The 16,645-nt window shown below is 62.2% G+C and carries 17 protein-coding genes and 1 pseudogene; all 18 read right to left on the bottom strand.

The genetic code is table 11. The features are described 5' to 3' along the window. Window positions 1-12 precede the first annotated feature (12 nt). The 18 genes and pseudogenes from trbJ to ACX82Z_RS13895 all read right to left on the bottom strand — a co-directional run bounded on the left by trbJ (window position 13) and on the right by ACX82Z_RS13895 (window position 16,640). Window positions 13-783, bottom strand: coding sequence for a P-type conjugative transfer protein TrbJ (gene trbJ / locus ACX82Z_RS13980; protein WP_024586560.1), 771 nt, complete (start codon window positions 781-783; stop codon window positions 13-15). Between the two features lie 2 nt (window positions 784-785). Then, window positions 786-3,314: a conjugal transfer protein TrbE gene (trbE, locus tag ACX82Z_RS13975; protein WP_024586559.1), complete on the bottom strand. Its 2,529-nt coding sequence runs from the start codon at window positions 3,312-3,314 to the stop codon at window positions 786-788. 11 nt (window positions 3,315-3,325) lie between these two features. Then, the gene (locus ACX82Z_RS13970) at window positions 3,326-3,589 is read right to left on the bottom strand and encodes a VirB3 family type IV secretion system protein (protein ID WP_024586558.1); all 264 of its coding nucleotides are present in this window, start codon (window positions 3,587-3,589) and stop codon (window positions 3,326-3,328) included. Further along, window positions 3,589-3,954, bottom strand: coding sequence for a TrbC/VirB2 family type IV secretion system protein (locus ACX82Z_RS13965; RefSeq protein WP_024586557.1), 366 nt, complete (start codon window positions 3,952-3,954; stop codon window positions 3,589-3,591). Before ACX82Z_RS13965 ends, ACX82Z_RS13970 begins: the two co-directional genes overlap by 1 nt. Next, window positions 3,951-4,949, bottom strand: coding sequence for a P-type conjugative transfer ATPase TrbB (gene trbB / locus ACX82Z_RS13960; RefSeq protein WP_024586556.1), 999 nt, complete (start codon window positions 4,947-4,949; stop codon window positions 3,951-3,953). Before trbB ends, ACX82Z_RS13965 begins: the two co-directional genes overlap by 4 nt. A gap of 190 nt (window positions 4,950-5,139) precedes the next feature. Further along, window positions 5,140-6,030 (bottom strand): LysR family transcriptional regulator, encoded by an 891-nt coding sequence (locus ACX82Z_RS13955; protein ID WP_024586555.1) that lies wholly within the window; start codon window positions 6,028-6,030, stop codon window positions 5,140-5,142. A gap of 80 nt (window positions 6,031-6,110) precedes the next feature. Then, on the bottom strand, window positions 6,111-7,085 hold the full coding sequence (locus ACX82Z_RS13950; protein ID WP_024586554.1) for an NAD(P)H-dependent flavin oxidoreductase: 975 nt from the start codon (window positions 7,083-7,085) through the stop codon (window positions 6,111-6,113). 139 nt (window positions 7,086-7,224) lie between these two features. Next, window positions 7,225-8,778, bottom strand: coding sequence for a class I adenylate-forming enzyme family protein (locus ACX82Z_RS13945; protein ID WP_024586553.1), 1,554 nt, complete (start codon window positions 8,776-8,778; stop codon window positions 7,225-7,227). Between the two features lie 47 nt (window positions 8,779-8,825). Next, window positions 8,826-9,293, bottom strand: a complete 468-nt coding sequence (locus tag ACX82Z_RS13940) for a MaoC family dehydratase (RefSeq protein ID WP_024586552.1) — start codon at window positions 9,291-9,293, stop codon at window positions 8,826-8,828. 2 nt (window positions 9,294-9,295) lie between these two features. Next, complete coding sequence (locus ACX82Z_RS13935; RefSeq protein WP_024586551.1) at window positions 9,296-9,991, bottom strand: ABC transporter ATP-binding protein; 696 nt, start codon at window positions 9,989-9,991, stop codon at window positions 9,296-9,298. Next, complete coding sequence (locus tag ACX82Z_RS13930; RefSeq protein WP_024586550.1) at window positions 9,984-10,763, bottom strand: ABC transporter ATP-binding protein; 780 nt, start codon at window positions 10,761-10,763, stop codon at window positions 9,984-9,986. Before ACX82Z_RS13930 ends, ACX82Z_RS13935 begins: the two co-directional genes overlap by 8 nt. Further along, window positions 10,760-11,704 (bottom strand): branched-chain amino acid ABC transporter permease, encoded by a 945-nt coding sequence (locus tag ACX82Z_RS13925; protein ID WP_024586549.1) that lies wholly within the window; start codon window positions 11,702-11,704, stop codon window positions 10,760-10,762. Before ACX82Z_RS13925 ends, ACX82Z_RS13930 begins: the two co-directional genes overlap by 4 nt. Further along, window positions 11,704-12,576, bottom strand: a complete 873-nt coding sequence (locus tag ACX82Z_RS13920) for a branched-chain amino acid ABC transporter permease (RefSeq protein WP_024586548.1) — start codon at window positions 12,574-12,576, stop codon at window positions 11,704-11,706. Before ACX82Z_RS13920 ends, ACX82Z_RS13925 begins: the two co-directional genes overlap by 1 nt. An 81-nt stretch (window positions 12,577-12,657) precedes the next feature. Further along, window positions 12,658-13,821, bottom strand: a complete 1,164-nt coding sequence (locus tag ACX82Z_RS13915) for an ABC transporter substrate-binding protein (protein ID WP_029660278.1) — start codon at window positions 13,819-13,821, stop codon at window positions 12,658-12,660. Between the two features lie 180 nt (window positions 13,822-14,001). Then, on the bottom strand, window positions 14,002-15,147 hold the full coding sequence (locus tag ACX82Z_RS13910) for a thiolase family protein (RefSeq protein WP_024586546.1): 1,146 nt from the start codon (window positions 15,145-15,147) through the stop codon (window positions 14,002-14,004). Continuing rightward, window positions 15,140-15,418: a Zn-ribbon domain-containing OB-fold protein gene (locus ACX82Z_RS13905; RefSeq protein ID WP_244437353.1), complete on the bottom strand. Its 279-nt coding sequence runs from the start codon at window positions 15,416-15,418 to the stop codon at window positions 15,140-15,142. The genes ACX82Z_RS13910 and ACX82Z_RS13905 overlap by 8 nt, the downstream gene beginning before the upstream one ends. 18 nt (window positions 15,419-15,436) lie before the next feature. Then, a pseudogene (locus ACX82Z_RS13900) lies at window positions 15,437-15,547 on the bottom strand (zinc ribbon domain-containing protein); the annotation flags it as partial. Window positions 15,548-15,560: 13 nt separating this feature from the next. Further along, window positions 15,561-16,640: a CaiB/BaiF CoA transferase family protein gene (locus ACX82Z_RS13895; protein WP_161632245.1), complete on the bottom strand. Its 1,080-nt coding sequence runs from the start codon at window positions 16,638-16,640 to the stop codon at window positions 15,561-15,563. Window positions 16,641-16,645: the final 5 nt, after the last annotated feature.

Genomic DNA, 16,645 nt, shown 5'->3' with positions numbered 1-16,645 from the left:
GCTCGCGTGTCCTCAATCGTTGAACATGCGAACGGTGGACGGGGTGTAGTCGCGGCCGGACATGAAGCGGCCGAACTGCTCGCGGGCCTGCTCCTGCGCGGCCGCGCGCCGCGACTGCTCCAGCGCCTCGGCGCGACCCTGGGCGGCCAGCATGGCGGTGAGGTCCGCGATCTGGGCAGCCTGCACGGCAAGCAGCTCATTGCCGGCCTGCGTCGCCTGAAGGACGCCGACCGCCGCTTGGCTGGCGCCGACCAGCGAACGGGTCTGCGCCTGCGTGCCGTCGATGTTGCCGACCGCGACCGCGCCGGTCTTCAGCGAGTCCTCGTAGGCCGAGAGTGACTGTTGCCAGCGCTCGCGGGCGGCGGCGACAAGCTGCTCGCCGGTCTTGTCGCCGGCGAAGTCGCGATAGGTCGAGGCGAACTGGCTCTCGATGTCCTGCACGCTGTAGGCGAGCCGCTCGGCCTGGCCGAGCAGGCTTTTCATCTCCGAGAAGTTGCCCTCGATCTCGGAGATCATGGAGGTCGGCAGGCTCGCGAGATTGCGCGCCTGGTTGATGAGCATCTGCGCCTCGTTGGCGAGCGACGTCACCTGATTGTTGATCTGCTCCAGAGCGCGGGCGGCCGAGAGAAGATTCTGGCTGTAATTGGTCGGGTCGTAGACGATGCGGCCGCCGAAGAACTGCGCGTGGGCGGGCGCGTGCGGGCCGACGACGACGGGAACCGCGACAGACAGCGCGAGCGCGCCGGCTGCGAGAGCGTGGGGCAGACGGACTTTTCGTGGCATGGTCAAACCTCCTGTTCGGTTGACGGGTGGACGGGATCGGGGTCGCCGTCCGGAACCGGCTCCTGCGCGACGATGGGCGCGTCGGCCGAGACCGATCGGTCGATGACATTGGTGAGGTCGGGAACGAGATCGGCGGCCCAGGCGAGGCCGTTGGCGTGCAGCCAGGCTTCGAGGAAATACGGCCGCGAGCCGTCGCGCAGCAGCTCGTCGATCAGCGCGTGAGCCGCCTTGTCGGAGGAAGCGCAGAGCGCCAGCGCGACATGGCCCAGGCCAAGCTCGAACAGGCGGTTGCCTCGTCTTGACTGGCAGTAGTAGTCGCGTTTGGGCGTGGCGCGGGCGAGGATCTCGATCTGGCGGTCGTTGAGACCGAACTGGCTGTAGACGGCGGCGATCTGCGGCTCGATGGCACGCTCGTTGGCGAGGAAGATGCGCGTCGGGCAGCTTTCGACCAGCACCGGGGCGATGGGCGACGCCTCGATGTCGGCCAGTGACTGCGAGGAGAAGACCACGCTGACATTCTTCTTGCGCAGCGTCTTCAGCCATTCCTTGATCTTGTCGGCGAAGCCGCCATCGTCGAGCGCGCGCCAGCCTTCGTCGATGACCAGCAGCGTCGGCCGGCCGTCGAAGCGGGCCTCGATCCGGTGGAAGAGATAGGAGAGCACGGCGGGCGCAGCTCTCGTGCCCACCAGCCCCTCGGTCTCGAACGCCTGAACATCGGCCGAGCCGAGATGCTCGTGCTCGGCGTCGAGCAGGCGGCCATGCGCGCCGCCGATGCAGTATGGTCGCAATGCCTGCTTCAGCGCCGAGGATTGCAACAGCACGGTCAGGCCGGTGATGGTGCGTTCCTCGATCGGCGCGGAGGCAAGCGAGGTCAGCGCCGTCCAGATGTGCTCCTTCACCTCCGGCGAGATGGCGACACCCTCGCGCGTCAGGATGTCGACCAGCCAGTCGGCCGCCCATGCCCGCTCCGGCGTGTGCTGGATGTGGGCGAGCGGCTGGAGCGAGACGGAGGACGAGGAGGCATCGTCGGAGAACGAGCCGCCGAGGTCTTGCCAGTCGCCGTCCATCGCCAGTGTGGCGGCGCGGATCGAGCCGCCGAAGTCGAACACGAAGACCTGGGAGTTGAGGTAGCGGCGGAACTGGAGCGACATCAGCGCCAGCAGCACGGACTTGCCCGCGCCGGTCGGGCCGACCAGCATCAGGTGGCCGACGTCTCCGACATGGAGCGCGAAGCGGAACGGGGTCGCGCCTTCGGTCTTGGCGTAGAACAGCGGCGGGGCATTGAGATGCTCGTCCTTCGCCGACCCTGCCCAGACCGCCGAGAGCGGGATCATGTGGGCGAGGTTCAGTGTCGAGATCGGCGGCTGGCGGACATTGGCATAGACTTGTCCGGGGATGGAGCCGAGCCAGGCTTCGATCGCGTTGACGCCTTCGACGATGCAGGTGAAGTCGCGGGACTGGATGACCTTCTCGACCAGGCGCAGCTTCTCGTCGGCGATCGAGGGATCGGCGTCCCACACCGTCACCGTGGCGGTGACGTATGCCTCGCCGACCTGATCCGAGCCGAGGTCCTGCAGGGCCGCGTCGGCATCGGCGGCCTTGTTGGCCGCGTCGGTGTCCATCAGCACCGACGCCTCGTTGGTCATCACCTCCTTGACGATGGCCGCGATCGACTTGCGCTTGGCGAACCATTGCCGCCTGATCTTCGTGATCAGCCGCGTGGCGTCGGTCTTGTCGAGCATGATCGCGCGCGTCGACCAGCGGTAGAGAAAAGCGAGCCGGTTGAGGTCGTCGAGGATTCCGGGGAAGGTCGTGGTCGGGAAGCCGATCACGGTCAGCGTGCGCAGATGGAAATCGCCCAGGCGCGGCTCCAGCCCTCCGGCAAGCGGTTGGTCGGCGAGCAGCGCGTCGAGGTGCATCGGCGTCTCCGGCACCCGGACGCGATGAGGGGAGACCGATATGGTCGAGTGCAGGTAGGTCAGCGTCTCGCTGTCGTCGAGCCATTCGGCCTCGGGCACGAAGCCTTCGACCAGATTGAGCACGCGATCGGTGCGGTCGACGAAGCCCTTCAGAAGCTCCCACGGATCGACGCCGGATCGCTCGCGGCCCTCATAGAGCCAGCTTTCCATGCGCGAAGCTTCCTCGGCCGGCGGCAGCCAGACGAAGGTGAGGAAATAGCTCGACTCGAACAGCACGCCGCTGTCCTCGAACTGCTCGCGGCGCTCGATGTCGAGCAGCGCCGAGGCGGAATCTGGAAACAGGCTTTCGGGATAGTCGGTGGCGGGGTTTCGCTGCGCCTCGACGAAGATCGCCCAGCCCGAGCCGAGCCGGCGCAACGCGTTGTTGAGCCGCGCGGTCGTGCCGACCAGCTCGGCCGGCGTGGCGCTGTCGAGGTCCGGCCCGCGAAAGCGCGCGGTCCTCTGAAAGCTGCCATCCTTGTTGAGCACGACGCCGGGCGCGACCAGCGCGGCCCAGGGCAGGAAGTCGGTAAGGCTGGCGCTCTTCGTTCTATATTCGGCGAGATTCATCATGGCGGCGAACCTCAGATTCCGAGGTGGGTCGGATAGCGCAGATGCCGACGCACCACGTCGACGAACAGCGCGTCGCGCTTCGCCGCCCAGACGGCAGCGAAATGACCGATCGCCCAGATGGCGAGGCCGGCGATCCAGAGCCGCAGGCCGAGTCCGACCGCGCCGGCCAGCGTGCCGTTGAGAATCGCGACGGCGCGCGGAGCGCCGCCGAGCAGGATCGGCTCGGTCAGCGCGCGATGGACCGGCGCGAAGAAGCCGCGAACGTCCTCGTCCATCACGCCAGCGCTCCGCCGCCGAAGGAGAAGAACGACAGGAAGAAGGAGCTGGCCGCAAACGCGATCGACAGGCCGAACACGATCTGGATCAGCTTGCGGAAGCCGCCGCCCGTATCGCCGAAGGCCAGCGTCAGGCCGGTGACGATGATGATGATGACCGCGACGATCTTCGCCACCGGCCCCTCGATGCTTTCGAGGATCTGCTGAAGCGGCTCCTCCCACGGCATGGAGGAGCCGGCGGCCCAGGCCGGGGCCGTATAGAGCAGCCCGGCGGCGGTGATGCCGGCCGTGCCCAGGCTGTCGAGAAACGTGCCGGAAAGCAGCCGGCTCCGCAGGCTGCGGAGAGGATCGGGTTTCGTCGTCATGCGGGGTCTCCTTTCGAGAGGCTGGGGGATTCCAGCGTTGCGCTGAGCGTGCGGTAGTCGCCGGTGGCCGGATCGAGCCCTTCGACCAGGGCGATTTCGGTAAGGCGGCGCTCAGTGCCGCGGCCGGAGAGCACGGCGATGATGTCGATCGTCTCGGCGATCAGGGCGCGCGGGACTGTGACGACGGCCTCCTGCACGAGTTGCTCAAGACGGCGCAGCGCGCCGATCGCGGTGTTGGCGTGGATGGTACCGATCCCGCCGGGGTGCCCTGTCCCCCATGCCTTGAGCAAATCGAGCGCCTCGCTGCCTCGGACCTCGCCGACCGGGATGCGGTCGGGCCGCAGCCGCAGCGACGACTTCACGAGGTCGGAAAGCGAGGCGACGCCATCCTTGGTGCGCAGGGCGACGAGGTTCGGCGCCGCGCATTGCAGCTCGCGCGTATCCTCGATCAGCACCACGCGATCGGAGGTCTTCGCGACTTCCGCGAGCAGCGCATTGGTGAGCGTGGTCTTGCCGGTGCTGGTGCCACCGGCGACCAACACGTTCCTGCGCTTCTCGACGGCGAGCCGCAGGACATCGGCCTGGGTGTCGGTCATGATGCCGGCGGCGACATAATCGCCGAGCGTGAAGACGGCGACCGCCGGCTTGCGGATGGCGAAGGCCGGCGCGGTGACGACGGGTGGAAGCAGGCCCTCGAAGCGCTCGCCCGTCTCCGGCAGCTCGGCCGAGACGCGAGGGGCGTCGGGGTGAACCTCGGCACCGACATGGTGCGCGACCAGGCGCACGATGCGCTCGCCATCCGCCGGGATCAGGACTTCCTCGGTGGCAACCAGTCCTTCGCGCAGGCGATCGACCCAGAGACGTCCGTCCGGGTTCAGCATGACCTCGACGATTGCGGGGTCTTCCAGATAGCGCGCGATCGCGGGACCGAGCGCCGTGCGCAGCATGCGCGCCCCACGCGACAGTCCTTCGTTCTGATGATGATGTGCCGGCATCCCGTCCCCGCTTCCGGCCATCCGCAACACGGTCGGATGGCGACGGGGACAATCAAGAAAGGCATAATTTGTGTGCCGGCAACCGGATTATTCGGGGTTTCGTAGCCGGGCGTAGGGCGTCGAAAAAATACTTGAAATCCTCGGCGCGCAGAGCAGCGTCACCGTCACGCTGGAGGCATGGGAAAGCGAATCATCCGTGCCGCTTCAGGGCGTCGATGAAGGTCTTGAGCGCGGGATTGATGTTGTCCGGCTTCCAGCAGGCGATATAGCCGAGACGGGTCGCACCGTTGCCGTCGTGCAGCGGCCGGAAGGCCACGCCGAGGCTGGAAAGCCCGACAGCGGATTCGCATTGCAGCGCGATGCCCTGGCCGTCCGCGACCTCGCTCAGCAGACTTTCGTGGCTGAGACGCCTGGTTACGATCTCAGGGTGGTCCGAAGGTGCGGCGAGATGGCGAATCAGCACCATGCGAATGTCCGGGCCTGGATCGTGGTGGGTGACGAGGAAGCGCTCGCCCTTCAGTTCCGGCCAGTAGATCACCTGCCTTGCGGCAAGAGGGTGGCATTCCGGTAAAACCACGACGAGTTGATCCGACCAGAGCGCGATGGATTCGAAAGCCTCGCACTTGCCGGTGTCGCCGAGAATCACGGCGGTGTCGATCACGCCGGATAGCACGCCTGCCGATAGTTCGACCAATGGCGTCTCGACAAGCTCGATCTCGATCTTGGGATATTGCCGGCGGAAGTCGCGCAGCGCGGCGCGGAACCTGCCGGTGGAGAGCGATTTGTAGAAGCCCACAACGACATGGCCTAGCTTCCCCGCACCGCGCGCCTTCGCCCGCTCGGCTAGACGGTCGATATCCTCGATGATGCGGCGAGCTAAGACGAGGAACTCGTCGCCGGCCGGTGTCAGCCGTGCGCCGGCCGTGGAGCGATCGAAAAGCGCGACGCCGCCAAGTTCTTCTTCCAGTTCTTTGATCCGCTTGCTGACGATGGGCTGGCGCACGTTGAGTTCGTTTGCCGCGGCGCTGAAGCTACCGTTTCTTGCACTGGCGATGACGTATTGGAGGTGGCGTATATCCAACCTTGACCCTCCTCGACAGTCAACTGCGGTACGAATCTAGGAGAAATCGTCACCACGGCGTTGAGATTATCCAGAACTCGTCAACCAGCGAGGCGGGCGAGCTGATCGCTGATAATGACCTCCGCGTCAGACATGATGCGGTCAATCAGTTGCTTCACGCTTGGTACATCGTGGATCAATCCTGCTACCATTCCGCATGACCACGCGCCGGCGTCCATCAAGCCATTCTGCATGATCTTCGGATAGACGCCCGCGATGTCTTCTCTGATGTCGTCGAATGTAATGGATGGACCTAACCGGCGTTCCTTCTCCAAAATACGCTCGACTGCAGCGTTATTCAGAACGCGCTCTGTATTCTTGAGCGGCCTCATGATCAGCCGGGTATCCAACTCGGAAGCGTCCAGGATTGCCTGCTTGACGTGTTCGTGCACCGGAGCTTCCTTGGTGGCGATGAAGCGCGTGCCCATATTGATGCCGTCCGCTCCGAGAGCCAAAGCTGCAACCAATGACCGGCCGTCGACCATGCCACCAGATGCCACAAACGGTACCGTCAGTTCGTCTGCAGCGCGTGGCAAGAGGATGAAGTTGGGCACGTCGTCTCTACCCGGGTGCCCTCCACATTCGAAGCCGTCGACGCTTATCGCATCGCATCCCAATGCCTGGGCCTTCAGGGCGTGCCGGATCGAGGTGCATTTGTGGATCACCTTGATCCCGGCTGCCTGAAGGCTGGGCAGCCACTTCCGGGGATTGTCTCCAGCGGTCTCAACGATTTTGACGCCACCTTCGATTATCACGCGAATAAAACTCGCATAGTCTGGCGCATTGACCGCAGGCAACAATGACAGATTGACCCCGAATGGTTTGCCGGTTATCTCCCGGCAGCGATAAATCTCCTGAGCTAACCGCGTCGGCGTTTTGAGCGACAGCGCCGTGATCATCCCCAATCCGCCAGCGTTCGACACGGCCGCCGCCATCTCTGCAAAGCCCACATAATGCATTCCACCTTGAATGATCGGGTGCTCAATGTTCAAGAGTGTGGTGATGCGGGTTTTCATGTGATGTATCGCTGAATAATTTCGGGTGTCATAGCGGGGCATTTTTTTGTGTGCAGCTTCGAAGCGGGATCGCGAAGAGCACATCGCAGTCGCGGCTGATGCGAGTTCGGAAAGGAAAAGAGCCTTGCGCTTCGCTAGTTTAGTTCACCATACGCGTTTTGTCGGCCCAGTACTTCGCCCGCACTTCGCGCTTAAGGATTTTTCCCACAGCGCTTCGGGGAAGTTCATTGGCGATAACAATCTGCTTGGGCGCCTTGAGTGAGCCGATCTTCTCCTTGCAATATGCAATCAGTTCCGCCTCAGTTATGCTTGCGCCCTGAGCGAGTTCAACCTCTGCAAGGATCCGCTCGCCCCATTTGGGATCGGGGGCGCCGACTACCGCGCAGTTCTGAACCGCTGGATGAGATAGCAAGACCGTCTCGACTTCGATCGAAAAGACATTGAATCCACCGGTGATGATCATGTCCTTCTTTCGGTCGACAATGTAGAAGAACCCGTCGGCGTCGCGGTAGCCGACATCTCCTGTGAGGTGCCAACCGTTCTGGGCAACCTCCGCCGTCGCCTGAGCATCCTTGTAGTAGCCCAGCATGATGCCTGTGGTGCGGATGACAAGTTCTCCAATCTCACCGTCGGGCTGAAGTTGCCCATCCTTCATGATGGCGACCATGCAGAAAGGAGTGGCCCGGCCACAACTGGCGAGCCGCGCCGGCGCATGCCGGACGGCTTCGACATGGTCTTTTGTCGACAGGAACGTGTTCGGGTAGGATGCCTCCGCCTGTCCGTATGCTTGGCACATGGATGCCCCAAATACTTCGATTGCCCGCTTGACCTTCTCCGGAGCCATCGGTGATGCCCCGTACAGAAAGCATCGCATGGAGGAATAGTCGAATTTGCCAATATCCGGATGATCGAGAAGTTCGTAGATCAAGGTCGGAGGGAGGAACGTGTGAGTTACGCGAAACTCCTCGACCAGGGAGAGGATCAACTGCTTGTCCGGCTTGGAGAGCAGAATGCCGGTTCCGTTCTGGGAAAGCACCGTCTGCATCAGGTAACCGGCGGCGTGCGTGAGCGGAGCGGCAGCGAGGTAGATCGGTCGATAATCGCATGGCTCCATGGCCATCATGTTCGCCACATGAGTCTCCATTCCGCGATGCGCCACCATCACGCCTTTCGGTCGACCGGTAGTGCCACCGGTGGGCTGGATAAGCAGCAGCCGATTCGGATCGTGGGGGATCTCGAATTCATCGGCCCCATAACCGTCTATCCACTGGTCGAGGGAGGGGGCGCTGCCAGCAGCGCTATCGATGCAGACATACTCCTTGATACGCGGAGCGAACCTCCGGACGGTATCCATCGCCTGCTCGAATGCCGATGTGTAGAACAGTATCTCGCAGTCCATCGCGTCGAGAAGCGAGGCGTTCTCCTCCACGGAGTTGCGCGAATTGATCGTGATCGGCGCCATGCCCAGACGAAACAGCGACAGATAAGTGACGAATGCGCCAATTTCGTTCAGCGCAAGGATCGCTCCGTGACCGCCGGTATTGTAGCCGCGACCTTTAAGGGCATTTCCGATCCTGAATGTTAACGCTCGTACTTCGTCGTATGTCATCTGCTCACGGGTCACACCGTCGATCAAGCAGACCGTGTCTCTCCCGGCACTCCAGCCACGTTCAAAGTAGTCGATTCCGTTCATGTTTCTCTCCCATTTTAAACTCCACCCGGCGCGACAACTCTGGCGGACTAGTAAAACGGTTCCCTGCTTACGAGGCAGGTCACCGAGCCCGTTACCAGTCGTATTCCGTCCTGCGAAAGTTCGCCTTCAAGTTCGACGAGATGGCGCCCGGCTCGTTGCTGCGGCTCGACGCGTCGGATCGTCCACTCGATCGTCAGCGGGACGTTCGCCGGCGTGGCCCGCCGAAGGGTGAATGCCATCTGGATTCCTAGCCCGGCTCCGCGGCTCGTCAGGAAGCGGGATGCAACGCCCATCATGTACCCGGTCACATGCCCTCCAGAGGCGATCAGGCCGCCGAACCGGCTCTGGCGCGCAAAATCGGTGTCGTGATGGATCGGATTGAAATCACCGGTCAGCGTGGCGATCTCGCGAATCGATTCGTCGGTGAACACCGCCGGTTCGGAAAAGTTTTCGCCGACCGAGAATGCGCACTCCGTCAGTGCCTCGAGACCCTTCTGTCCTGCTCCGGGTTCCATAGCTAAAGCCCAAGATATGCGGCACGGACAGCTGGATCATTGCGTAACGCCGTGCCAGCGCCCTCACGCACAATCTTGCCGGTTTCAACGACATAAGCCCTGTCGGCCAGTGACAGCGCAGCCGCTGCATTCTGCTCGACCAGCAGGATCGTCGTGCCCTGCCGGTTCAGCGTCCTGATCGTCTCGAACATCTGGTCGATGACGACCGGCGCGAGGCCCAGGGAGGGCTCGTCCAGAAGCAGGAACTTTGGTTCGGCCATCAGCGCTCGGCCTATTGCCAGCATTTGCTGCTGGCCGCCGGACAGTTCCGAAGCACGCTTGAGGCGTTTCTCCGCCAGTGCCGGGAACAGGCTGTAGGTTCGTTCGAGCTTCTGCGTCATGTCCGCGCGGTGGCGGTAAGCTCCAAGACGCAGATTGTCTTCGACGGAAAGGGGGCCGAAGACCTGCCGCCCTTCCGGGGAATGGGCGATGCCAAGCTCCACACGCCTGCTGGGTGAGCCAACCAGCGGCCGGCCGTCTAAGCATATGCTGCCGCCGGTCAGCGGCTGTACGCCCGACAGCACCCGCAGGATGGTCGTCTTCCCCGCTCCGTTGGAGCCGATCAACGCCACGATCTCCCCGCGATCGACCCGGAAGGAGACGCCGTGGAGAACGGCGATGCGGCCGTAGGCGCTGCGCATCGAGTCGACTTCAAGCATCGCCTGCCTCCGCCGCGCCGACACCGAGATACGCTTCGATAACCGAAGGATCACGCCTGATCTCGTCCGGCTTTCCTTCCGCCAGGCGGCGACCCTGATTGAGCACCAGCACGCGGTCGGAGATTCCCATCACCAGCTTCATATCATGCTCTATGAGGACGATGGTGACGCCGGACTTTGCCGTTTCGGCCACGAGCCTTCCGAGTTCCTGCGTCTCCGTTGCATTGCACCCGGCGGCAGGCTCGTCCATCAGTAGTATCCGCGGGGCAGAGGCGAGCGCGCGTGCGATCTCAAGCTTCTTCAGTTCACCATAGGCAAGGTTTCCGGCGATCTCGTCGGCGCGTTCCGACAGTTCCACCCTGCCGAGCAGCTCGAAGGCGACCTCTCGGGTCGCCCGGTTCTGCGTGTGCATGCTTGGCAGACCGAGAAGATCGGCCGTCAGTCCCGTGTGTTCGCTGACATGACAGCCTGACATCACATTCTCGATCACGGACATGCGGAAGAATATCTGGAGGTTCTGGAAGGTTCGGCACAGCCCGAGATGCGCCAGGCGATGGGTGGGCATGCCGAGGATCGATGCGCCGGCGAGTTCGACGGATCCGCGCGCAGGCTTGTAGAGACCGCTGATGATGTTGAAGAGCGTCGTCTTTCCCGCGCCGTTGGGTCCGATGATAGAGAAGATTTCGCGCTCCTCCACTTCGAAACCCACGCCGTCGATAGCGTCCACGCCGCCGAACGAGATCGCGACATCGCGCACGGAAAGGACGCTCATCTTCCCAGTCTCCGAAACAGGTCGACCAGGCTCGGGACGATGCCTGCGGGAAGCAGCACCAGGAACAGCACGATCGTCAGGCCAAGAAATGCGGTTTCAAAATCGTGCAGCCAGACCAGGAGTTGCGGAAGAACCGTAATAAACGCGGCACCGACCACTGAGCCGAAGATCGAGCCCATTCCGCCGATCACGACCATCGTCACCATTTCGATGGAGGAGAGGAGGGAGGAGACGTCCGGCGTGACGAAACCGTTCATGAGGGCGAGCATTGCGCCAGCGACAGCCGCGTATACTGCGGCGATTACGAAGGCCTGCAGTTTCTTGCGGGCCGTGTCGACACCGACGACGGCCGCAGCCACCTCGCTGTCATGCAAGGCGCGCAACGCCCGACCGCTTGGGCTCGAATGGAGGTTGAGGGCAAGGAAGGCGCCGGCCAGCATCACGGCACCGCTCACCCAGTACCAGGTGACGGCTCCCGAGATTCTCCAGCCGAACAGCGCTGCCGCCTTTACCTGCATCCCGTCCGGGCCGCCAGTGACTTGCGCTTCGTTGTTGAGGACGAGCGTCACGAGGATGCCGAATGCCAGCGTCGCGATGCCGAGATAGAGCCCCTGGAATCTGAGAATCGCCTTGCCCACGATCCAGGCGATAGCCGCTGCCGCTGCCACACCGATGAGGCCGGCGAATAACGGCGCCAATCCGAAATGGGCTGGGCCGATCGCCACCGAATAGGCACCGATACCGAAGAAGCCTGCATGGCCAAGGCTCACCTGGCCGGCATAGCCCATCAGGATATTGACCCCGATCGCGGCCAGCCCGAACGTCCACACAAGCGCTCCGAGACGATAGTGCAGGTTCGAATGGAACAGAAGGGGCAGCACAAGCAGGAGCGTCGCGAGCGCCAGAAGTGGCGTGAAGCGCCAGGATAGGAGAATAGCCATCAGACCCGCTCCACCATCTTGCGCCCGAACAGACCTTGCGGCCGCCAGGCAAACGTCAGCAGGATCGCGAGAAAGGCGATGGCGTCCTTGTAGGCGGAGTTGACGTAGCCGGCGCCCAGCCCTTCGAGCACGCCGAGCAAAAGTCCCCCAACTACCGCCCCGAAGGGGCTGCCGATGCCCCCCAGCATCGCTGCCGCGAAACCCTTGACGGTCATCACGATGCCGATGTCGAATCTCGTGAGGGTGAGCGGCGTTACAAGAATACCTGCGATCGCTCCCATTATGGCTGAGGCGGCGAAAGCAAGGGCGAGCATCACCCTGGTATCGATCCCGACAAGTTGGGCGGCCAGCCTGTTTGCGGCGGTTGCCATCAGCGCCTTGCCCACGAGCGTCCGCTCGAGAAAGTAGAACAAGGCAACGACGAGCAAGAAGCAACCGCCCACCACGAGCAAGCCCTGAGGTAGCACAGTGGCGCCGCCTACCAGAAGAGGCTCCGATCCGAGGAATGGCGGCAGCGAATGGATCTGCTTTCCAAGAACGACCATCGTCACTCCCTGGATAAAGATGGCCACTCCAAGCGTGATGATGATCAGCGTGATCGGGGAGGCTCCCGCGGCCGGAGCTATGGAAAAGCGATAGACCGCCAGCCCAACCATGACCGCAAATGCCACTGCGAACAGCGCTGCCAAGGGTACGCCGAAACCGGCCGCGACGAGCGCAGCAGTAACCATGCCGCCAAGCATCACGAATTCGCCCTGCGCCAAGCTCACGACATGCGATGCGTTGTAGACCAGCGTGAACCCGAGCGCGACCAGGGCGTACACCGCACCGACGGTAATCCCGGAGAACAGTATCTGTAGAAATTCCGCCATGCTTGAACCCCGCGACGCAAAAAGTTGTGCGCAACCGGTCGAAAGTTCGAAACCAGGGGCGCACGAGATTTGGAAAGAAAGCTATTGCGCGGGGGTGTCGACGATCAGCCACTTCCCGTCGCGTATCTCCACCATGATGAAGGCGGAAGGATCCAACCCCATATGGTCCTCCACAGTCATGTTAAACTCGCCGGTGACCCCCACGACGCCGGTTGTCGCTTCCATAGCGTCGCGGATACTTGACGGTTCAGTGGAGCCCGCAGCAGCGATTGCGCTTGTGAGGATCAACAGGGCATCGTGCGCGTAACCGCCAAACGCTGAAACGGGTTCGTTGTAGACTGATGTATAGCGAGCGACATACGCATCGACGACATCTTTCTGGGGCGAACCGTCAGGCAGTTGATCAGGCACCAAGAGTGCGGGTGCAGGCATGCGAACGCCGTCACCGGCTTCGCCAACAAGATCAACAAAACTCTGTGTTGTCACGCCGTGACCATGGTAGAGTGGTACATTGATAGCAAGTTGTCGGAAGTTGCGCGTGACCGTGACCGGGCCCGTGCCAAGGCCTGGATTGAGGACGGCATCGAGCCCAGCCGTATTTTTTATTCGATTGAGCTGAGGGGTCATGTCGATGTCGTTCGGACCGTAGTTTTCGTCCGCCACGATTGTTATGTCGTAGTCTGCTGCCACATCGATGCACTGCTGCCGCATCGAGGCCCCGAAACCGTCCGTTCCAGAAATAAGGCCGACACCGCTGATCCCGTTCGCCTGCATATCGATGAATATCTTTTGGCATGCCATGCGATCGGTATGCGGTGTTTTAAATACATAGGGGCGCACCGGCTCGACGATCTGTAGCGCGCCGGCTAGGGAAATCTGTGGCAGCTCAGCCTCTTCAACAACCGGCATTATGGCCATCGTTGTGCCGGTTAGACTGCCGCCGATCACGGCGACTATCCCATCATCCTCGACAAGTCTCGTCGCAAAAGTACGTGCGGTGCTGGCATCGGCAGCGTCATCATAAATAACAAGTTCGATTTGCCGCCCAAGCAGACCTCCAGAATCATTTAAAGCTTTGACCTCGGCATTAAGTGTCTTTGCCTGCGGGTCGCCGCTGTAGCCCGCCGGGCCGGTCATTGAAAGGACTGCCCCGATCCGGATCGCATCCTGGGCATGAGCTGCCCCAATCGGTATTGCCAACACGGTGAGTAAAGCGGTCGTCCTGACTAGATTCAATCGATGCATTGTTATTCCTCCCATTCCAGGTGACTCACCCAAGCCTCTCCTCGCGACGCCGTTTCGAGCGCCTTATCGCAGGCTCTTCAAACTGTCATATCTCTTCGACCATATCAATTGTAATTCTACTATTGAGTAACACGAAGGACGCGGGATTTCGATCTGGACGGTATGCAGTAGGTCCGCGCCTCAAGCTGCCAGGATGTGGACGCTAGCCGCACCGGCCTCAAGCCCGGTTGCCGCGCCACCGAGCATCTGGGCAAGCCCGAGGCGTGCATTGTGTACCTGCCGGTCGCCGGCGCGACCCCTCAGGTGGAGTACAATCTCGCAGATGTTACGCACGCCCGACGCGCTGAGCGGATGTCCCAGAGACAGCAGCCCCCCGCTCGGATTGACGGGGATTCGGCCACCAAGCGAGGTCGCCCCTGACCTGAGCAACCCGACCCCGTCGCCGCGCGGGCAAAGGCTGAGGTCCTCGTAGTGCATGATCTCCTCCGATGCGAAGGCATCGTGTAATTCGACGAGATCGAGATCTCGCGGGGCGACGCCCGCCATCTCGTACGCCTTCTCCGCAGCTGCGGCGCCGAGGCGGAAGGTTGTCAGGTCGTCCTTCCGGAACAGATAGTCGCCGGAAACAAGAGAGGACGCTATGATTCGAATAAGCTTGGTGGTGTATCGGCGCGCAAATTCCGACGAACAGAGCACGATCGCAGCCGCACCGTCGGTATTGGGACAACACTGTAGCAGCGTAATGGGATCGGCAATCATCCTAGAGCCCACCACCTCATCGACCGTGAGCCGTTTCCGATACTGAGCGTAGGGATTGAGCGCGCCGGCATCGTGAGCCTTGACTGACACCTGCGCGAAATCCTCGATAGTAGCTCCCTGCGTTGTCATCAGCCGCCGCGCCATCAGAGCGAAAAGAGCCGGCATGGACATCCCAAGTTGGCCCTCAAGGTCATCGTGAGCCGGCGGTATCAGCTTGCCAGCCACCGGGCTCGTTGTCATAGATTCGACGCCGAGTGCGATACCGACGTCACAAAAGCCACCTGCGATGTCCTTCCAAAGTTGCCGGACGGCCGTAGCGCCGCCAGCGCATGCATTCTCGACATTGGTCATCTCGATACCGACGATGCCGATCTCCTTCAGAATCGTCTGGCTCGTTATCATGTCCGAGTATAGACGCGAGGAGTAAGCGGTCTGTACCTGGCGCGGTCCGATACCAGCATCGTCGAGGGCGGCGAGTACGGCCTCGCAACCGAGACTGGAGACGGAGCGCTCCGGGAACTTTCCAAACACGCTTTGTCCTACACCCAGCACCACGACGTCACGCATGGCTCGCTTCTCCCTTGGCGCCCGGAAGTTCCGGGACAAAGCGGTAGCCGATGACTTCAGTGTCGTCGTGCACACGCCAGAGAGGACTGATTTCTAGCCGGACATGCTGGCCGACCTCCGGTGGCTGCTCCTTCGACGCAACGAGCGGCGCGAAGACACGCACACCGTCTGCCAGTTCCACATAGCCGACCGTATGACCCGGCCCAAAGTTCGAGGATCTCACCTGAACTGTGGTGAAGGAGAAGAGCGTGCCCCTTCGCGGCAGATCCACTTCCTTCAAGTCTTTCCGAAGACAATCAAGGCAGGTGGCAACGAGCGGGAAATGGGTTCTTCCGCATGCCTCACAGCGGCTTCCGATCAAAACAGGCCCGTCCGTAGTCTCTCTGAACAGGCCTGGCATTAGGGGCCGCGACTTATCCATGATTTACTTCTCCAGTCCTGGTGCCAGAAGTTTCTGCGACAACCGCCGGCGTACGGCTGAAGCGGGGTGCTGGCGCTGGCTGCGTCACACCCTGATGAGTGAAGAATGCCCCGCGGGCGACAGCGTGCGGGTGACCTGGAGCTTCGGCGGAGTCGAGGACGGGAGTGACGCACGCGTCACTCCCGTTCGCGAGCCGGCACCATTCGTCGCGACTGCGCAACATGAAACGTTCTGCAAAGCGTTCCCGTATCGCAGGCCAGCATTCCTTGTCGAAACGAGAACTCCATTCGTTCGGCAATGCCAGCAGCTCCAGCAACCGCTTGAAGAATGGCTCTTCCAGCGCGCCAACGGCAACATAGCGCCCATCGGCGCACTCATATACGCCGTAAAATGGGCAGCCTCCGTCTCCCACATTGGTCCCACGTGGTGCCGCCTCAAGGCCAAACGAACGGAGACCGTAAAGGGAAGCCATCAGAACCGATACGCCATCCACGATAGCAGCATCGACGATTTGGCCTTTGCCGGAAAGCGTGCGCTCATGAAGAGCGGCCAGCAGCCCGAAGGCAAGCATGAGGCCGCCGCCGCCGAAATCGCCGACGAGATTGAGCGGCACGGTCGGCGGCTGGCCGGGCGCTCCAATGGCATCCAGTGCGCCCGTCAGGGCGAGATAGTTGATGTCGTGTCCAGCTGTCTGCGCCATTGGACCGCTGCCGCCCCATCCCGTCATGCGCCCGTAGATCAGCCGACTGTTCTCCGCGAAGCATTCGGCAGGCCCCAGACCGAGCCGCTCCATCGTGCCGGGCCGGAAGCCTTCTATGGCGATGTCCGCGGTCTTGAGCAGCTCGAATGCCGTTTCGCGCCCCTCCGCCACTTTGAGGTCAAGATACTCAACGTCCTTTCCGCGATGGAGCACATCGATGGGTGGCTCAAGGGGCGGTATCGCTGAACTAACGAGACGCACGCCTTGCGGCCGCTCAATGCGCGTCACCGCCGCTCCGAGATCGGCCAGCAGCATACTGCAGAACGGAGCAGGACCTATGCCGCCCAACTCGATCACCTTCAATCCGGTCAAAGGTC

The organism is Aliihoeflea sp. PC F10.4, from assembly GCF_054612275.1.
Note: the sequence above shows the minus strand (reverse complement) of the source record. Positions and strands in the feature narration are given on the sequence as shown.